This is a genomic window from Streptomyces sp. 11x1, assembly GCF_032598905.1.
Lineage (GTDB): Bacteria > Actinomycetota > Actinomycetes > Streptomycetales > Streptomycetaceae > Streptomyces.
The window spans coordinates 3,933,195-3,949,158 of the sequence record NZ_CP122458.1 but is presented as its reverse complement, the minus strand read 5'-3'; the positions used below and the strand labels follow the sequence as shown (position 1 = coordinate 3,949,158).

The window sequence follows — 15,964 nt, the reverse complement described above, 5'->3', positions numbered from 1 at the left end:
CAGCGCAGGCCGCCGGCGGCAGGCCGGCAGTGGCAGGCCGGCAGCCGTGGATCACCACCGGCGCGGGCGCATTTCGCGCGCCCCCGTTCGTGCCCTTCGCTTCGCCTCACCAGGCCACCCACGTCACTCCACAGCACTCCCGCCCGGTCCGGCGCGCTGTCCGAACGCCACGGCTCCGACACCCGTACTGGTGGGAACCGGTCCACCCACGAGCTTCGTCACCTGCTCAGACCCGCCCTTGAGCCCCGCCTTTCAGTCGAGGAGGCAGCCCGATGAGCGCCTGGCAGCCGCTGCCGGACGAACTCCCCCCGGAGGTACAGCATTTCGTCGAGCAGCTGCGCCTGCTGAAGGACCGCACGGGACTGAGTCTCGTCGCGCTCGGCGCGCGCACCGCCTACAGCAAGTCCTCCTGGCAGCGGTACCTCAACGGCACCCAGCCCCCGCCCCGCCAGGCGGTCGTGGCCCTGTGCCGGGTCGCCGGGGAGGACGCCGCACGCTTCGGGGCGCTGCGCGAACTGGCCCTGCGGGCCTGGCCGCGCCCGGCCCCCCAGACGGTGCCGCCGTTCCAGCCGCCCGAGCCCGGAGCGGCGGGGGAGCGGAGGGAGAACGCGGCCGAGGCGTGCGAGGACGACCCCACGCTCCCCTGGTGGGACACCCCCGCCGACGAACCGGCCCCCCGCCCACCCGGCCGCGTCGCCCTCTACGCCGCCCTCGCCGTCCTGCTCGCCCTGGCTCTCGTCACCGCCGCGCTGATAGGGGCCGTCACCCTGTCGTGACGACCCCCGTCAACCTTGCGGCAACAGTCGACCTCCGGCGGCGCCCACGGTCACCTGTCGGCGCCCCCCGTCACCCGATCGGTGCCCGCCCTCACCCATCGGCGCTCGCCGGCACCGATCGGTGACGGCCGAACCCCCTCAGCCGCGCCAGCCGTACGCGGCGACCTTCCACTTCGAGCCGATCCTGACGTAGTAGTCCCCGTCGAGGCGCTTGAAGTCCACCTCGTGCGACAGGCCCGCGTACGTCACCTTGCCGTCGCCGTACGGCCCGTCGAGGAAGCCGTCGGCCTGGCCGAAGGTCTCCTTGCCGACGATCCCGTCGACGTCCTCCAGGTCTTCCTGTGCCTGCCAGTACTTGGTCGCCGAGCGGGTCTTCCAGCCGAAGATCCCGTCGATGTCCCACTGGGTGAAGGTGTGCAGATTCCCGCTGGAGTCCTTCCACTTGGCTCCGTCGGCGTACAGGACGCTCTGCCACAGCCGCGTCGCGTTGCTCTTGGCGTGCGAGTTGACGGACAGCGTGCCCTCGTCGCCCCAGTCGTTGTACGCGGCACCGGAGCCGTCGACGACGTGCGGCTCCGCGGCCGTGGCGAGCGGAGCGGCGGTGCCGAGCGCGAGCCCGGCCGAGGCCGTCACGGCGACGGCCGCGAGCAGCAGCCTGGACTTGAGTTGCATGTGATCCCCCTGGTCCCCGTTGTCTGTCGGTCTTCACTGACGGACACGTTCCTCGCCGGTGTGTACGAGGCGCACGAGCCCCTGTTCGACTTGTGTGACCGTGCCTGTGTGGTCCCTGTGTCGATGTGTTGACAACTTCGAGGTTGTGCGGCCGACCCGCTCGACACCAGGGCTAACGTGGGCATTTGGGATGGTCTGGGACGTCCCGTGCCTGGACCTGCGATTCCGCCCGGAAATCCGGGATGCCGGTGGGACACTGGACCACAGACCGTTGTGGGGCGCGCGACAGCGCGTGAGCACGTCCGAAATGCTCCCGCACGCCCCTTTCCGCGGAACTGGCATCCCCGCCGGGCGCATCCCAGTGGGTAGGCCAGAACGGGGCTTCGGAGAGGGCCCCGGGTCGTACGGAGAGACGTACGGGGGAAGAGGGGGGAAGTAATGCCTCGTTGGAGGGCCTTGCCGGATGAACTCGATCCACAGGTCAGGGAGTTCGCGGGCCAGCTCCGCCGGCTCGTCGACCGCGGTGGACTGAGCATCGCCGCGGTGGCCGACCGCACGGGCTACAGCAAGACGTCCTGGGAGCGGTATCTGAACGGCAGACTGCTCGCGCCGAAAGGCGCGATCGTCGCGTTGGCCGAGGTGACGGGTACCGATCCCGTGCATCTGACCACGATGTGGGAGCTTGCCGAGCGGGCCTGGAGCCGTTCGGAGATGCGCCACGACATGACCATGGAAGCGATCCGTATTTCCCAGGCCCGCGCCGCCCTCGGCGAGACGGGCGGCCAGTCCACTGTCAAGGGCGGCGGCAGGAACGGCAGAGCTGGCCGCAGCGCCACCGCGACGCCGGGCGTGGCGGGCCCGGCGGGCGTCTCGCCGACCGTCCCGCCACAGCCGCGCTCCCCGGCCGATCGCATCTCGCGCTCGCCGTACGGGGGTTCTAGCGAGCCGTCGGCCTCGTCGCCGTCCGCTCCCTCCGTGTCCTCCTCCGCGCCGCCGTACGGCGGGGTCGGCGGGGCCGGGTCGGCCGCCGGAGGGGCCTCGCGCGTCAGTTGGGGAGCGACCCCGTCGGGCTCCTCGCCCTCGGCGTCCTCATCCTCGCCGTCGGGCCTGGTGGGCGGGCGGTCGTCCTCGGCCTCCTCCGGGGCGGCCCCGGGTTCCGCCTCGGTGTCGTCGGCCTCCTCGTCCCGGGGCCCGGCCGGGGCCTCGGTCCCCGGGGGCGTCCAGGGCGGCGGTGACGCCGCGGCCCCGTCCGGTGTCTTCGGGCCCCCGCCGGGCGGCGGTGGCCGGTCCGGCGACGGCGACTCCCAGCCGAAGCGGCGCGTGACGATGTTCCTCGCCGGGGCCGTGGGCGCGCTCGTCGTCATCGCGGCGGCCTTCCTGCTCACCGACGGAGACGGCAAGGACCAGGCGGGGGACAGGTCGCCGACCTCCCCGTCGACCTCGATCGGCACGAACCCCGATCTCCCGGCCGGAGTGAAGTGCAGCGGTAAGGGCTGCGACGGCAAGGACCCCGAGACCATGGGATGCATCGGCAACCTCGTCCGGACCACCGACGAGGCCACGATCGGCACCACCCGCGTCGAGGTCCGCTACAGCAAGGCCTGCCAGGCCGCCTGGGCGCGCATCACCGGCGCCGCCCAGGGCGACGAGGTCCAGGTCACGGTCGGGAAGACCAAGCAGACGGCCGCCATCGAAGCCGCCGGCGACAACATCGCCTACACCCAGATGGTGGCCGTGAAGGACGCGGGCGAGGCCACGGCCTGCGCGACCCTGGCATCCGGGCAGAAGGGCTGCACGGGGTAGCGATTCGCAGCCTCTCCCTCGTCCTCGTTCGCCTCGCCCTCGGTCGACGCACTGTCGGCGGACTCGCCATCCGCCGACTCGCCGTCGATGCACTCGCTATGTGCCGACTCGCCCGTCGACCGATCCGGTCACCTTCCGTCATTGCCCCTACCGAAAAGTATTCACGGCGTAAGTGGAATGCCCGCCGAACTCTGGGGCAGGCGGAGGGTACCCCCACGGGAGTCCGGCCCGCCCGGGAGACGCACCACCCTCCCGGCCCGGCACCCCCACAGGCGGCCGTCTTGGTCCCACCCCCCGGACCGGCGGCCGCCTCTTTCGTGTGGCCCTCCCCCGCGGCGCGACTTGTGGGCTGGGCCACACGAACCCCGGCCGTCCGGGATCCCGGATGCGCGATAGCCTGACCATCGATCTCTTGACGCCGAGAGATCGATCATTTGTACGTCCCGCAGGGGCAGGGACGCCCCACCGCCAGCTGTCATACGGAGAACGCCATGACCCGCACTCCCGTGAACGTCACCGTCACCGGCGCGGCCGGCCAGATCGGTTACGCCCTGCTCTTCCGCATCGCCTCCGGCCAGCTGCTCGGCGCGGACGTGCCGGTCAAGCTCCGCCTCCTGGAGATCACGCCGGCGCTCAAGGCCGCCGAGGGCACCGCCATGGAGCTCGACGACTGCGCCTTCCCGCTCCTGGCGGGCATCGACATCACCGACGACCCGAACGTCGCCTTCGACGGCGCCAACGTCGGTCTGCTCGTCGGAGCCCGCCCCCGTACCAAGGGCATGGAGCGCGGCGACCTGCTCGAGGCCAACGGCGGCATCTTCAAGCCGCAGGGCAAGGCCATCAACGACCACGCGGCGGACGACATCAAGGTCCTCGTCGTCGGCAACCCGGCCAACACCAACGCCCTCATCGCCCAGGCCGCCGCGCCGGACGTACCGGCCGAGCGCTTCACCGCGATGACCCGTCTGGACCACAACCGCGCGCTGACCCAGCTGTCGAAGAAGACGGGCGTCCCGGTCTCCGAGATCAAGAAGCTCACGATCTGGGGCAACCACTCCGCGACCCAGTACCCGGACATCTTCCACGCCACGGTCGCCGGCAAGAACGCCGCCGAGGTCGTGAGCGACGAGAAGTGGCTCGCCGAGGACTTCATCCCGACCGTCGCCAAGCGTGGCGCCGCGATCATCGAGGCCCGTGGCGCATCGTCGGCCGCCTCCGCGGCCAACGCCGCCATCGACCACATCTACACCTGGGTCAACGGCACCGCCGAGGGCGACTGGGCCTCCATGGGCATCCCGTCCGACGGCTCCTACGGTGTGGCCGAGGGCCTCATCTCCTCCTTCCCGGTCACCGTGAAGGACGGCAAGTACGAGATCGTCCAGGGCCTGGAGATCAACGAGTTCTCCCGCGCCCGTATCGACGCCTCGGTCCAGGAGCTGGCGGAGGAGCGCGAGGCGGTCCGCGCGCTCGGCCTCCTCTGAGCAGCCCTCCCGGGGGGCGGCGCCCCCTAGCTCGTCCGCGCAGGCCCTGTCCCGGTTTCGACCAGGACAGGGCCTGTTCGGCGTGTTCGCCGCTATCGTCTGCCTACGCACGTCATGAGAACGCCGACGTCGGCAAGGGGGACAGGATGACGCGCTGGGACCCGCACCAAGGACGCTGGGTGGACGAGCCCTCAGCAGGGGGCAGCCCCTGGCCGCGCACGGCAGCCATCGTCGTACTCGCCGCGCTGTTAGGAGGCGGCGCCGGATTCGGGGTGTGGACCCTGTCCCGGGACGACGGCTCGACCCGTACGACGGCCACGGACACCTCCTCCACCACGCCCCCGCCTTCTCTCTCGGTGGCCGGCCCGGAGGACGACGAGGCCACCTCCTCGGCCACCCCGAAACAGTCGGCCCCGGGTCACGAAGGGGCCGACGGCACGGATGCGGACAACGGTGAGGACGGGGAAGGGAGCGCGAGCGCGGGCGCGAGCGACGGCGCGGACCTCGCCCCCGGCTACGTGCGCTCCGACGACCCGGTGGGCTTCACCGTCTACGCGCCCTCCGGCTGGGACCGGACCGCGAAGACACCGTCGGGCAAACCCCCGGTCGTGACGTACGAGTCCCCGGACGGCAGCCGGATCCTCCAGATCTTCCAGGTCAGCGAGGGCACCCCCGCCGAATCCATGGAGATGGCCGAGAACGAGAACTACGGCTTCGCCCGCCTCCCCGGCTACCGCGTCATCGACCGCGCCGCCGCCGACGACGACAGCTTCTCCGAGGTCGTCTACCGCTTCGACGGCGACGGCGACCTGGGCCCCCGCCTGGTCATCGACCACCGCTTCCGCACGGCCGACGACCAGATCTACGGCATTCGCCTCAGCGGTCCCGAGTCGACCCCGCTCGACACCCTGCGCGAGCCGGTCACGATGGCGGTCACCTCCCTGTGCCCGACGGGAGCGACCTGCGTACGGGGGTGAGCGCAGGGGCCGGCCTACGACGGCCTCTTCAGGAAGAGGCGCGCCCGGTGCTCCGGAGCGCTCCGGTCCCTTCACCGCAACTCGCGGAAGAACTCCCTCAGGTCCTCGACCAGCGCCTCCGGGGCCTCCAGGGCGAGGAAGTGGCCCCCGCGTTCGAGTTCGGTCCACCGCACGATGTCGTGGTCCCGCTCGGCCCAACGCCGGACCGTCACATCGCGCGCGGAGACCAGCACGGCGGTGGGCACCTTCGCGCCGCCGCCACCGGTCTCACCCTGGCCCTCCGCCCCACCCCAAGCCTCGGTCTCGCCCCAGGAACCCTCGGCGTCTCCCCAGGAACTCGCGGAGATCTCCTCGTAGTAGATCTGCGCGGCCGAGGCGGCCGTGCCGGTGAACCAGTAGAGCGAGACGTTCGTCAGCATGCGGTCCCGGTCGACGCTGTCCTCCGGCAACCCGTCCTCGGGGTCCGTGAGTTCCTTGAACTTCTCGACGATCCAGGCCAGTTGCCCCACGGGGGAGTCCGTCAGCCCGTACGCCACCGTCTGCGGCCGTTTGGAGTTGCACTGGAGGTAGCCGTCGTTGAAGTCCTGCATGGTCTGCCAGCGCCGTTGCTCGACCTCGCTGAGGCCGTCCGTCTCGCCCTCCGCCCCGACGGGGAAGGAGATCATGCCGTTGACGTGGACCCCGACGACGCGCTCCGGCGCCTGCTTCCCCATCTCGGGCGCGATCCACGACCCGGTGTCGTATCCCTGGACCCCGTACCGCTCGTACCCCAGACGGGACATCAGCTCCGTGAACACCGAGGCCGTCCGGGCCGCGTCCATCCCGGGTCCGGCCAGCGGTGTGGAGAGTCCGAACCCCGGCAGCGACGGGATGACCAGGTGAAACGCGTCCCCCGGATCCCCGCCGTGCGCACGGGGATCGGACAGCGGGCCGATGACGTCCAGGAAATCCACCACCGAGCCCGGCCAGCCGTGCAGCAGCAGCAACGGCGTGGCCCCCGCCTCCGGCGACCGCACATGCAGGAAGTGCACGTGCTGTCCTTCGACCTCCGCCGTGTACTGGTCGTACGCGTTGACCACCGCCTCCTGCGCCCGCCAGTCGAAGCCGGTGCACCAGTACTCGGCGAGCTCCTTCAGATAGCCCGTCGGCACGCCCCGGCTCCACCCCACACCGGGGAGTTCGTCGGGCCAGCGGGTGTCGGCCAGGCGTCGGCGCAGGTCGTCGAGGCGGTTCTGCGGGATCGCGAGCCGGAACGGAGTGGGTGCTGGCGTACGCGTGAATGCGGCTGTCGGGTTCGTCATGGCTCCGACGCTACGAACCGGTTGGGTCACCCTCGGTCCTAACTCTGCGGCACCCTCATGTCCATGCTGGAGACCTCCGGACGACTGCTGAAGCTGCTCGCCCTGCTGCAGAGCCACCGCGACCGCGACCGCTCCGGCGCCGAACTCGCCGAGCAGCTCGGCGTCAGCCGACGCACCCTGCGCCGGGACATCGAGCGACTGCGTGACCTCGGCTACCCCGTGCACGCCGCCCGGGGCGCCGCCGGCTACCGGCTCGGTGCCGGCGCTAGCCTGCCGCCCCTGCTGCTCGACGACGAGGAGGCCGTCGCGGTCGTGGTCGGACTGCGCACCGCCGCCGAGGGCACGGTCACCGGCATCGAGGAGGCCTCGCTGAGGGCCCTCACCAAGCTGGAGCAGGTGCTGCCGTCCCGGCTGCGGCACCGGGTGACGACCCTGCACCACGCCACCGTCCGAGCGGGAGCGGCCCCCGCCCCCAAGGTCGCGCCGGACACCCTCATGGCCATCGCCGAAGCCTGCCGCCGCCACGAACGCCTCCGCTTCGACTACACCAGCCCGCACAACTCGGCCCCGGATCCCCGTACACCGGAGCCCCGAGCCGCGTCCCGATCCACGCCGCCAACCGTGCCCCGTGTCCGCACCGTCGAGCCGCACAGGCTCGTCAGCTTCGACCGCCACTGGTATCTCGTCGCCTGGGACATGGACCGCACGGACTGGCGGACCTTCCGAGTCGACCGTCTCGTGCCGCGCACCCCGACCGGACCACGCTTCGTCCCCCGCGCACTCCCAGAAGGTGACGCGGCGACCTATCTGGCCCACCGCGTCTCGTCCCGGGCCTGGCCCTTCCGGGCCACCGTCACCCTGCACGAGTCGGCCGCATCGGTCGGGGACCGGCTCTGGCCCGGCATGGGGGTGCTCGAACCGGTCGACGACGATCGCTGTCTGCTGCATCTGGGCGCCGAGACCCCGCGCGACCTCGCCTGGATGATCACCTCGGTTGACGCCGACTTCACCCTCGGCGCGTCCGCCCCACCCGAACTCGCCGAGGCCCTGCGCGCCCAGGCCACCCGCTCGCTGCGGGCGATCCGCCGCCCGTAGGCCGCCCTGTGCACCCAATTGGCCTCCGCCAGGAGTCGATCACTAGTCTGAGCGCCGATAAAGCGCATATAAGACGGTGGCCGGTTTTCGTGTATCGCATCGCGGACCGGTCCCGGTACGGCAGGGCTCACGAGCCCTACGGGGGAGCACACATGGGAGAACAGCGCAGGCGGCTGCGGTCCAGCACGGTCGTACTCGGTGGGATGGGCGTCGTCGCGGCGGCCCTGACCTCCTGCGGTTCCGATCCGGACCGCCGCTGCGTGGACCGCGACAGCTACGACTACGCCAACGGCTACAAGATCATCGCCGACAAGAACTGCAACTCGAGCTCCAGCTCCTCGTCGTCGTTCGGCAAGAACCGCAAGAGCAACAGCAGCGGCAACCGCAGCCAGACCGGCTCGGTCGACTCCGCCTGGTACTACGACGCCGACGTCAGCGGCGGCCGCGCCGACTACGGCACCTTCAGCCGCAGCGAGGCCGTCGACCGGGACGGCTTCGGCTGCTCGGGCGACGGTGACGGCTCCGGTTCCGGCGGCGGCTGACCCGGCGGACGAGGCGACACCATGGAACGCCGCACCATCGAACCCCGGCCGGGCTGGCAGGAGACCGTCGAGGAACAGGGGCTGATCTACCCGCTGACCCGCCACCCCGACGGTTCCCTGCGCCCGTACTGGGACGAGAGCGCGTACTACGTCTTCTCGCTGCCCGAGGTCGAGGCGCTGGAGGAGGTCGTCGAGGAACTGCACGGCATGTGCCTCGCGGCGGCCGAACACATCGTGGCCGAGGACCGCTTCGCCGACCTCGGCATCACCGACCCGCGCCTTGCCGGCCTCGTCGCCGAGGCGTGGCGCCGACGCGCCGAACTGCCGTCCGTCTACGGCCGCTTCGACCTCCGCTACGACGGCACCGGCCCGGCCAAGATGCTGGAGTACAACGCCGACACCCCGACCTCGCTCGTCGAGGCGGCCAGCCCCCAGTGGTTCTGGATGGAGGAACGCTTCCCGGGCGCCGACCAGTGGAACTCCCTCCACGAACGCCTCGTCGACGCCTGGAAGAAGCAGTCCCCCCTCCTGCCGTCGGGCAGCCCCCTCTACTTCGCGCACTCCGCCGGCGACGAACTCGGCGAGGACCTGATGACGGTCGCCTATCTGAAGGAGACCGCCGAACAGGCCGGGCTCGCCACCGACTGGATCTCCATGGAGGACATCGGCTGGGACCGTCTCGCCGAACGCTTCGTCGACAAGAAGCTCCGCTTCATCCGCGGCATCTTCAAGCTCTACCCGTGGGAGTGGCTCACCACCGACCGCTTCGCCTCCCATGTCCTCGCCACCCTCGACAACGGCGGCGGCACCGGGACCACGATGTGGATCGAGCCCGCCTGGAAGATGCTCCTCAGCAACAAGGCCCTCCTGGCCGTCCTCTGGGAGCTGTACCCCGGCCACCCCAACCTCCTCCCCGCCTATCTCGACGGCCCCCGCGAACTGGCCGCCACCACCGGCTACGTCGCCAAACCCCTCCTCGGCCGCGAGGGCGCCGGGGTCACCCTGCACGCCCCGGGCACCGCCCCTGCACTCCGCGAAGAACCCTGCTGCTACCAGGAGTTGGCAGCCCTGCCCGCCTTCGACGACAACCACGTCGTCCTCGGCGCCTGGGTCGTCGAGAACGAGTCCGCGGGCCTCGGCATCCGCGAGTCGTCGGGCCTGGTCACGGACGAGTACGCCCGCTTCCTCCCCCACGTCATCCTCTGACCGACGGCCCCTCCTCCCGACTTCTCCCGACTCCTCCCGTCGTTCGAATGGTGGACGTCCCGGCCCGCCGCTCCGGCCCGCCCGATAGGGTGAGTGGTGGGCCGTGACTGGCGCGCTGGGATGGGACGGACCATCGGGGAGCGGCCCGGGGAAGATGAGTGCCGTGCGCCTGGGCCGTACCGTGAACGCTGAACGCAACGTCCGGAGGTCCCCATGTCAGCCGAGCCCCTCTCCCACGAGTCCACCGCCTTCCGTGCCGCCCTCGACGTGATCCGCGCCGTCGAGCCGCGGGTGGCCGACGCCATCGGCCAGGAGGTCACCGACCAGCGCGAGATGCTCAAGCTGATCGCCTCCGAGAACTACGCCTCCCCGGCCACCCTCCTGGCCATGGGCAACTGGTTCAGCGACAAGTACGCCGAGGGCACCGTCGGCCGCCGCTTCTACGCCGGCTGTCGCAACGTCGACACCGTCGAGTCCCTCGCCGCCGAGCACGCCAGGGAACTCTTCGGCGCCCGCCACGCCTACGTCCAGCCGCACTCCGGCATCGACGCCAACCTGGTCGCCTTCTGGTCCGTCCTCGCCGACCGGATCGAGGTCCCCTTCCTGGAGAAGGCCGGCGCCCGCCAGGTCAACGACCTCTCCGACGCCGACTGGGCCGAACTGCGCCAGGCCTTCGGCAACCAGCGCATGCTCGGCATGTCCCTGGACGCCGGCGGCCACCTCACCCACGGCTTCCGCCCGAACATCTCCGGCAAGATGTTCGACCAGCGCTCCTACGGCACCGACCCCGCCACCGGCCTCATCGACTACGAGGCCCTGCGCACCTCCGCCCGCGACTTCAAGCCGCTGATCATCGTCGCCGGTTACTCCGCCTACCCCCGTCTCGTGAACTTCCGGATCATGCGCGAGATCGCCGACGAGGTCGGCGCCACGCTCATGGTGGACATGGCGCACTTCGCGGGCCTCGTCGCCGGCAAGGTCCTCACCGGCGATTTCGATCCCGTACCGCACGCCCAGATCGTCACCACGACCACCCACAAGTCGCTGCGCGGCCCGCGCGGCGGCATGGTCCTGTGCGACGACTCCCTCAAGGACCAGGTCGACCGGGGCTGCCCGATGGTCCTCGGCGGTCCGCTCCCGCACGTCATGGCCGCCAAGGCAGTCGCCCTCGCCGAGGCCCGTCAGCCCGCCTTCCAGGACTACGCCCAGCGCATCGTCGACAACTCCCGTGCGCTGGCGGAAGGCCTGATGCGCCGGGGCGCCACCCTCGTGACCGGCGGCACCGACAACCACCTCAACCTGATCGACGTCGCCACCTCCTACGGTCTCACCGGCCGTCAGGCCGAGGCCGCGCTGCTCGACTCCGGCATCGTCACCAACCGCAACGCCATCCCGGCCGACCCGAACGGCGCCTGGTACACCTCCGGCATCCGCATCGGCACGCCCGCGCTGACCACGCGGGGGCTGGGCACGGCCGAGATGGACGAGGTCGCCGGCCTCATCGACCGCGTCCTCACCACCACCGAGCCCGGCACCACCAAGTCCGGCGCCCCTTCCAAGGCCCAGCACGTCCTCGACGCGAAGGTCGCCGACGAGATCTCCCGTCGTGCCACCGACCTCGTCGCCGGCTTCCCGCTGTACCCGGAGATCGACCTCGGCTGAACCGGCCGACCTTCTGGCCGCCGCCGACCGTCTGCCGACCGCCGCCCTCAGGCGTCCAGCAGCTCCTGACGGGGCTCCCGCAGCGGCCCGGACCCGTTCCGGGCCGCCGCGCGGCGCAGCAGGAGCGTGGCACCGCCGGAGCCGACGAGCAGGCCCAGCGCCAGGGCGGGTATCGCCCAGTGGGCGTGGTCGGCCAGACCGGGCGCGGTGGCTGCGGCCCTCGTGTCGGCGGTCGTCCCGGCGGAGTCGGCCGCGGTTCCTCCCGCCGCCTCGCCGGAAAGCGGCTCGTCCCGCACCGGGTCCCCAGGGGCCGGATCACCCTGGGCCGCGCCCAGGATTCCCAGGCCGTTGAGCAGCTTCCGCAGCTGGTCCGGCTGCTTCGCCCGGTGCCAGACGCCGGCGCCCGCAGCACCCGGATCCTCCTCGCCGACGACGAGCGTCGTGTGGATCCAGATGTCCTTGGTGTCCGGCGCGGCCGTGTAGACCCGGTCCAGCCGCCACGGCGTCACGTCGTGGATCATCCACGTCACGCTGACCATGTCACTGATCCGCTCTCCCCATATGTCCTCCCGCCCCCACCGCGGGGCCTCCTCCCGACCCTGGTCGAGCTCGCCGCCCGCGCGGGCGAGGAGCTTCTCCAGGTTGCCGTACTCCTCCTGTGTGCCGTACAGCGAAGCCGTCCGCTGACTGGTCGGGGAGACCAGCAGCACACTGGTCGGTCCGCCCGCCACTGAGGGCTGAGCCCCCAGCAGCACCAGGGCGAACGCGGTCAGCACCCCGCCCACCGTCGCCGTCAGTTGTCGCAGTCCACACATCCGACACCCCCCGATCGATCCCGGTGCGGTCCTCCCGCACTCGCGGTGTCATTCCTGGTACACCGCTCGGACCGCCGGGGTTCCCACCCGAACCGGACCGATCAGTCCAACGACTCCGCGATCTCCCGCGCCCGTGCCTTCGACTCCACGCCCTCCAGCCGCAGCGTGAAGGCCTCGTCGTGGACCCACAGAAGGGTGGGCCCCGCCGTGCGCTCCGAGCGGGTGAGGCGGGAGCCGTCCTCGGAGGTCATCCAGAAGCGCAGCAGGTGCGGCTCGGGGAACCACAGCGCGTCGTGCGCGCCCTCCTTCAGCCCGACCCACTCGACGGCCTGCTCGCCCACCACGGTCTTGCCGTACTCGGGGGCCAGCCGGGCCGCGTACTCGTCGAGCCGGACGGTCCCTCCCCGCTCGCCCCAGCAGAGGGTGATCACGAAGCGGTCCTTCGGCGCGCGCGTCACGGACACCGCGTCCGGAGGGCCCAGCGCCTTCGGTACGAGCGGAGCGAACCCCGCCCGCCGCCCGGCCTCGGCCAGTGGGACCGGCTCCGGGCAGCCGGGCACCCGCGCGCCCGGCGAAGGCGTCGCCGACGGGTCGTACCGCACCTCGACCCCGCCGAAGGAGAACCAGTCGGCCACCGCCGCCCGCACCGGAGGGGTGAGGACGAGGGCCGTGAGCAGCCCGCACAGTGCGGCGATCAGCGCGCGCCACCGCGTCCGTGCCCACCGGCGCACCGCCCGCAGCCGCTCCCCGGCCCCCGGCGGCTCGGCCACCGGCGTCGGCACCCGCTCGGCCAGTATCTGCTGGAGAACCCGCTCGACCATGGTCTCGTCGCCGTCGCTCCCGGGCCGGTCCAGCGCCCGCCCGAGCGCCCGCAGCTCCTGGGGCAACCGGACGTCACGCATGTCACGCATGTCACCCCCCGTGTTCCCGCCCTCCCGCGACGGCCCCGGGTCCCCGCCAGGACCACGCTCCCCGCCCTCGCCCGGCTCACGCACGCCCCTCACCCCCTCCCCCCTTCCGGCCCAGCGGTTCCCCCGGCTCGAACTCCGGCAGGAGGCGGCCCAACTTGCGCAGGGCCCGGCTCAGGCGGGACTTCACCGTGCCCCGGGGCCAGCCCAGGGCGGCCGCCGTCTCGGGCTCGTCCATCTCCAGCAGATAGCGGTACGTGACGACCAGCCGGTGTTCCTCGCTCAGCTTCTCCAGGGCGCCCAGGAGCGCGACACGTCGCTCTATCTCCAGCGCGGCGACCGCCGGGTCGGCCGAGGGCGGTATCAGCGGCTCGGCCTCCACGAAGGCGGCCTCCCGGTCGGCCAGCGAACGCTGGCGCCCCGCCGTCCGCACTGTGTTCCTCGTCTCATTGGCCACGATCGACAGAAGCCACGGCCGGAACGCGGCACCGTCCCGGAAGCGGCCCAGTGAGCAGTACGCCTTGAGGAAGGCCTGCTGCACCACGTCCTCCGCGTCCGAACCGGCGCCGAGCGCCCGCGCCGCTCGCAGCGCGATGCCCGTGTGGGCGCGCACCAGATCCGCATAGGCCTCCGGCTCCCCGGCGCGTACGCGTGCGATCACTGCGGCCTCATCGACGATGCGGCCCCCCTCCCGCGTTCTCACAACATGGGTACACCGCCCGGACCGGATCGGTTCCCACCCGTGTCACATCTGCTTCCGGTCGGTTCCGGAACGCCCCCCGACACCTGAGAGAATGGTGAGCATGGCCTCTGACCGCCCACCCGTCGCCCACCACCGCCCTCAAACGGGGCGCTCCGCGCCGCTGCCTGGTTTGCGCGTGCTCTCCGGCATCCAGCCCACCGCCGGCTCGTTCCACCTCGGCAACTACCTCGGCGCCGTCCGCCAGTGGGTGGCCCTGCAGGAGTCCCACGACGCGTTCTACATGGTCGTCGACCTGCACGCGATCACCGTGGCGCAGGACCCCGCGGACCTGCGCGCCAACACCCGGCTCGCCGCCGCGCAGCTGCTCGCCGCCGGTCTCGACCCGGAGCGCTGCACGCTCTTCGTCCAGAGCCACGTCCCGGAGCACACGCAGCTCGGCTGGGTCATGAACTGCCTCACCGGCTTCGGCGAGGCCTCCCGCATGACCCAGTTCAAGGACAAGTCCGCCAAGCAGGGCGCCGACCGCGCGAGCGTCGGCCTCTTCACGTACCCGATCCTCCAGGTCGCGGACATCCTGCTCTACCAGGCGAACGAGGTGCCGGTCGGCGAGGACCAGCGCCAGCACATCGAGCTCACCAGGGACCTCGCCGAGCGCTTCAACGGCCGTTTCGGCGAGACCTTCACGATCCCGAAGCCGTACATCCTGAAGGAGACGGCGAAGATCTACGACCTCCAAGACCCCACGATCAAGATGAGCAAGTCGGCGTCGACCCCGAAGGGGTTGATCAACCTGCTCGACGATCCGAAGGTCACCGCGAAGAAGGTCAAGAGCGCCGTCACCGACACCGACACGGTGATCCGCTTCGACACCGCGGAGAAGCCGGGCGTCAGCAACCTGCTGAGCATCTACTCGACCCTGACGGGGGTGGGTATCGCGGAACTGGAGCAGAAGTACGTCGGCAAGGGCTACGGTGCGCTCAAGACGGACCTCGCCGAGGTCATGGTCGACTTCGTGACGCCGTTCCGGGAGCGTACCCAGCAATATCTGGACGACCCGGAGACGCTCGACTCGATCCTGGCCAAGGGGGCCGAGAAGGCGCGCGCCGTCGCGGCGGAGACGCTCGCCCAGGCGTACGACGCGGTGGGCTTCCTGCCCGCCAAGCACTGAGCCGCACCACCTCTGCCCCCGCGCGCCTGCCGCACCACCGACAGCGCCGCACATCACTCCCGCTGCGCCTGCCCGGAGGACCGTCGTGGCCGTACAGTCGATAGCCGGTACGACCGACAGCGGTACGACGGACAGTCGGTACGACGGGCAGTCGGTACGACCGGTGGTCGGTTCGACGGACCGCCGTGTGCGACGGACCGCGGCTGACAAGGACTACGACAACTCGTATGACACGACGACAGGAGACGACGTGGGGACCGTAACGATCGGTGTGTCGATCGCGGTCCCGGAGCCCCACGGCAGCCAGCTCCAGGAGCGGCGCACGGGCTTCGGCGACGCCGCGGCTCACGGCATCCCCACGCACGTCACGCTGCTGCCGCCGACCGAGGTCGAGGCCATCGACCTCCCAGCGATCGAGGCGCACCTCCGCGAGGTCGCGGCGGCCGGGCGGCCCTTTCCGATGCGGCTGTCCGGCACGGGCACCTTCCGCCCGCTCTCGCCCGTCGTGTACGTACGGGTCGTCGAGGGGGGCGAGGCCTGCACCTGGTTGCAGAAGCAGGTCCGGGACGCGTCGGGACCCGTGGCACGCGAGTTGAACTTCCCGTACCACCCGCACGTCACCGTGGCGCACGGCATCGCCGAGGAGGCGATGGACCGGGCGTTCGAGGAGCTCGCCGGGTACGAGGCGCAGTGGCCCTGCACCGGGTTCGCGCTCTACGAGCAGGGTTCCGACGGGGTCTGGCGCAAGCTGCGGGAGTTCGCGTTCGGCGGGTCCGTGGTGCCGCCGCAGGCGGGTGCGCCGGTCGGAGACACGACGCTGCCCGCGCGGTGACATCGGGCGCCGCGCCCCCTGAG

At 71.4% G+C, this 15,964-nt stretch carries 15 protein-coding genes; 10 read left to right on the top strand and 5 right to left on the bottom strand.

Annotated features, from left to right (window positions below):
• The first annotated feature begins 272 nt into the window (after positions 1–272).
• Positions 273–776, top strand: coding sequence for a helix-turn-helix domain-containing protein (locus tag P8T65_RS17090; RefSeq protein WP_316726197.1), 504 nt, complete (start codon positions 273–275; stop codon positions 774–776).
• Between the two features lie 138 nt (positions 777–914).
• Here P8T65_RS17090 and P8T65_RS17085 read toward each other — a convergent pair whose 3' ends face one another.
• Positions 915–1,448: a peptidoglycan-binding domain-containing protein gene (locus P8T65_RS17085; protein WP_316726196.1), complete on the bottom strand. Its 534-nt coding sequence runs from the start codon at positions 1,446–1,448 to the stop codon at positions 915–917.
• Between the two features lie 438 nt (positions 1,449–1,886).
• Here P8T65_RS17085 and P8T65_RS17080 point away from each other — a divergent pair, with 438 nt between their 5' ends.
• The 3 genes from P8T65_RS17080 to P8T65_RS17070 all read left to right on the top strand — a co-directional run bounded on the left by P8T65_RS17080 (position 1,887) and on the right by P8T65_RS17070 (position 5,709).
• On the top strand, positions 1,887–3,251 hold the full coding sequence (locus tag P8T65_RS17080; protein WP_316726195.1) for a DUF2690 domain-containing protein: 1,365 nt from the start codon (positions 1,887–1,889) through the stop codon (positions 3,249–3,251).
• Positions 3,252–3,742: 491 nt separating this feature from the next.
• The gene (locus tag P8T65_RS17075) at positions 3,743–4,732 is read left to right on the top strand and encodes a malate dehydrogenase (protein WP_184904451.1); all 990 of its coding nucleotides are present in this window, start codon (positions 3,743–3,745) and stop codon (positions 4,730–4,732) included.
• A 146-nt stretch (positions 4,733–4,878) separates the two neighbouring features.
• Complete coding sequence (locus tag P8T65_RS17070) at positions 4,879–5,709, top strand: hypothetical protein (RefSeq protein ID WP_316726194.1); 831 nt, start codon at positions 4,879–4,881, stop codon at positions 5,707–5,709.
• 71 nt (positions 5,710–5,780) lie between these two features.
• Here the strand turns inward: P8T65_RS17070 and P8T65_RS17065 are convergent, their stop codons facing one another.
• Positions 5,781–7,010: an epoxide hydrolase gene (locus P8T65_RS17065; protein ID WP_316726193.1), complete on the bottom strand. Its 1,230-nt coding sequence runs from the start codon at positions 7,008–7,010 to the stop codon at positions 5,781–5,783.
• Between the two features lie 63 nt (positions 7,011–7,073).
• Between P8T65_RS17065 and P8T65_RS17060 the strand changes: the two genes are divergently transcribed.
• The 4 genes from P8T65_RS17060 to P8T65_RS17045 all read left to right on the top strand — a co-directional run bounded on the left by P8T65_RS17060 (position 7,074) and on the right by P8T65_RS17045 (position 11,515).
• Complete coding sequence (locus tag P8T65_RS17060) at positions 7,074–8,105, top strand: WYL domain-containing protein (RefSeq protein ID WP_316726192.1); 1,032 nt, start codon at positions 7,074–7,076, stop codon at positions 8,103–8,105.
• A 152-nt stretch (positions 8,106–8,257) separates the two neighbouring features.
• The gene (locus tag P8T65_RS17055; protein WP_316726191.1) at positions 8,258–8,647 is read left to right on the top strand and encodes a hypothetical protein; all 390 of its coding nucleotides are present in this window, start codon (positions 8,258–8,260) and stop codon (positions 8,645–8,647) included.
• A gap of 21 nt (positions 8,648–8,668) precedes the next feature.
• Positions 8,669–9,853 (top strand): glutathionylspermidine synthase family protein, encoded by a 1,185-nt coding sequence (locus P8T65_RS17050; RefSeq protein WP_316726190.1) that lies wholly within the window; start codon positions 8,669–8,671, stop codon positions 9,851–9,853.
• A 213-nt stretch (positions 9,854–10,066) separates the two neighbouring features.
• Positions 10,067–11,515 (top strand): glycine hydroxymethyltransferase, encoded by a 1,449-nt coding sequence (locus P8T65_RS17045; RefSeq protein WP_316726189.1) that lies wholly within the window; start codon positions 10,067–10,069, stop codon positions 11,513–11,515.
• Positions 11,516–11,562: 47 nt separating this feature from the next.
• Here the strand turns inward: P8T65_RS17045 and P8T65_RS17040 are convergent, their stop codons facing one another.
• The 3 genes from P8T65_RS17040 to P8T65_RS17030 all read right to left on the bottom strand — a co-directional run bounded on the left by P8T65_RS17040 (position 11,563) and on the right by P8T65_RS17030 (position 13,941).
• The gene (locus P8T65_RS17040) at positions 11,563–12,330 is read right to left on the bottom strand and encodes a hypothetical protein (RefSeq protein WP_316726188.1); all 768 of its coding nucleotides are present in this window, start codon (positions 12,328–12,330) and stop codon (positions 11,563–11,565) included.
• Positions 12,331–12,431: 101 nt separating this feature from the next.
• Positions 12,432–13,241: a hypothetical protein gene (locus tag P8T65_RS17035; RefSeq protein WP_316726187.1), complete on the bottom strand. Its 810-nt coding sequence runs from the start codon at positions 13,239–13,241 to the stop codon at positions 12,432–12,434.
• Between the two features lie 76 nt (positions 13,242–13,317).
• Positions 13,318–13,941, bottom strand: a complete 624-nt coding sequence (locus P8T65_RS17030; protein WP_316726186.1) for an RNA polymerase sigma factor — start codon at positions 13,939–13,941, stop codon at positions 13,318–13,320.
• A gap of 175 nt (positions 13,942–14,116) precedes the next feature.
• Between P8T65_RS17030 and trpS the strand changes: the two genes are divergently transcribed.
• Positions 14,117–15,109: a tryptophan--tRNA ligase gene (trpS, locus tag P8T65_RS17025; protein WP_399103126.1), complete on the top strand. Its 993-nt coding sequence runs from the start codon at positions 14,117–14,119 to the stop codon at positions 15,107–15,109.
• A gap of 250 nt (positions 15,110–15,359) precedes the next feature.
• Positions 15,360–15,941 carry a 2'-5' RNA ligase family protein gene (locus P8T65_RS17020; protein ID WP_316731615.1) on the top strand — a complete coding sequence of 194 codons (582 nt, stop codon included), beginning with the start codon at positions 15,360–15,362 and terminating at the stop codon, positions 15,939–15,941.
• Positions 15,942–15,964: the final 23 nt, after the last annotated feature.